The 2,183-nt window shown below is 66.5% G+C and carries 1 protein-coding gene and 1 pseudogene; both read left to right on the top strand.

The genetic code is table 11. The features are described from left to right. Positions 1-1,965: bifunctional 2',3'-cyclic-nucleotide 2'-phosphodiesterase/3'-nucleotidase (locus tag P3W85_RS40665; protein ID WP_276268975.1), on the top strand; the 1,965-nt coding region annotated here is incomplete at its 5' end. Between the two features lie 7 nt (positions 1,966-1,972). Next, positions 1,973-2,183, top strand: a pseudogene (locus P3W85_RS40660) (hypothetical protein); the annotation flags it as partial.

The following is a 2,183-nucleotide window of genomic DNA, read 5'->3' as shown; positions in this document are numbered from 1 at the left end:
ACTGTCGCCACGCCCCAGGCCGGCGCCGTCTCGGCGGGCACCAAGGCGACGCTGGCCTTGCTGGAGACCACCGATCTGCACACCAATGTGCGCAGCTACGACTATTTCAAGCTGGCGGAGGACAAGTCCTTTGGCTTCGAACGCGTGGCCACCCTGATCAAGCAGGCGCGCGCCGAATTTCCCAACAACCTGCTGCTGGACAACGGCGACACCATCCAGGGCACCGCGCTGGCCGACTACCAGGCCCAGGTCAACCCGCTGAAGTGCGGCGACACGCTGGCCATGTACAAGGTGATGAACGCCGCCAGGTTCGACGGCGGCGGCATCGGCAACCACGAATTCAACTACGGCCTGGGCTACCTGAACCAGGTCACCGGCAACCGCTTCAACGTCGACGGCCTGCCCGACCCGAGCGTGCAGACGCCGTGCGCGGGCCCGGCCTTCCCGCAGGTGCTGGCCAACGTGTACAGCGTGCGCACGCGTGCTCCGCTGTTCCAGCCCTATACCATCATCACCCGCCAGATCGCCGCCACCGGCCCCGACGGCAAGACGGTCACGGTGCCGGTCAAGGTCGGCATCATCGGCTTCACGCCGCCGGCCATCATGAGCTGGGACAAGCGCTGGCTCGACGGCAAGGTCTACACGGTGGGCGTGAAGGAAGCCGCCGAGAAGTTCGTGCCGGAGATGCGCGCCAAGGGCGCCGACCTGGTAGTGGTGATCTCGCACGGCGGGCTCGACGCTTCCGCCTACTCGCCTACCATGGAGAACGGCAGCTGGCACCTGTCCAAGGTGGCCGGCGTGGATGCCATGCTGATCGGCCACTCGCACCAGGTTTTCCCGGATGCCACCAGCACGGTGGGGCAGTTCAACCTGCCGGGCGTGGACAAGGTGCGCGGCACGGTCAATGGCGTGCCTACGGTGATGGCCGACTACTGGGGCCGCCGTCTCGGCGTGATCAAGCTGCAACTGGCGCATGACGGGAACCGCTGGACGGTCGACAAGAGCGCCACCAAGGTGGAGACGCGCTCGGTGCAGAACGCCGACAAGAGCTTTGTGGCTCCAGATGCCAGCGTAGCGGCAGCGGTCGATGCGGAACACCAGGCGACCATCGCCTATGTGAAAACGCCGATCGGCACCACCGACTACCGCATGAATACCTACTTCGCCGACGTGGGCGATCCGGGTGCGATCCAGATCGTCAACCAGGCGCAGGCCGCCTACGTGAAGGATTACATCGCGGCCAACCTGCCGTCGCTGGCCTCGCTGCCGGTGCTGTCGGTATCCGCGCCGTTCAAGAGCGGCTTCGGCGGCGGCAACGACTACACCGACGTGCTGTCCGGCAACCTGGCCATCAACAATGCGGCCGATCTCTACCTCTACCCCAACACCATCTATGCGGTGAAGGTCAGCGGCAGCGACGTCAAGGCCTGGCTGGAGACCGCGGCCAAACGCTTCAACCTGATCGATCCGGCCAAGACCACCGACCAGCCACTGATCAGCGGCTTTCCCGGCTACAACTTCGACATGTTCACCACGCCCGACCTGCAGTATGAGATCGACGTGACGCAGGCCGAAGGCAGCCGCATCAAGAACCTGACCTACAAGGGCGTGCCGCTCGACGCCAGCCAGCAGTTCGTCGTCGCCACCAACAACTACCGCGCCAGCGGCGGCGGCAACTTCCCGGGCCTGGACGGCAGCAAGACGGTCTATGCCTCGCCCGACGCCAGCCGCGACGTGCTGATCGCCTACATCAAGAAGGCCGGCTCGATCACGCGGGCGGCCAACGGCGCGGCACGCAGCTGGCGCTTTACCAAGGTGGCGACGGCCGGCAAGGTGGTGTTCGCCTCGGCCCCGGACCAGCTTGCGCAGGCACAGGCTGCCGGTCTCGCCAATATCGCGCTGGTGCAGGCCAATTACGACACCACCAAGAACCTGTCGCTGTACAGCGTCGACCTTAACCAGTAAGGCGGCCATGAGCACGTCGATCAGCACGTCAGCTAGCGCGGCAACGAAGGAAACGATGGCGCCGCCGCGCACCGCGCCGCGCCGCCGCCGCTTCCGCCTGCATCCCGTCCTGGCCGTCGCGCTGGTGGCGGTGGCGGTGGCGGCAGGCTGCGTGGGCGGCGCGTCGGCGTGGCGCGAGCATGCCAGCGCGCGCCGCGTGCAACTGGCCCAGTGGCAGA

This window comes from Cupriavidus basilensis (genome assembly GCF_029335485.1).
Taxonomy (GTDB): Bacteria; Pseudomonadota; Gammaproteobacteria; order Burkholderiales; family Burkholderiaceae; genus Cupriavidus; species Cupriavidus basilensis_E.
Note: the sequence above shows the minus strand (reverse complement) of the source record. Positions and strands in the feature narration are given on the sequence as shown.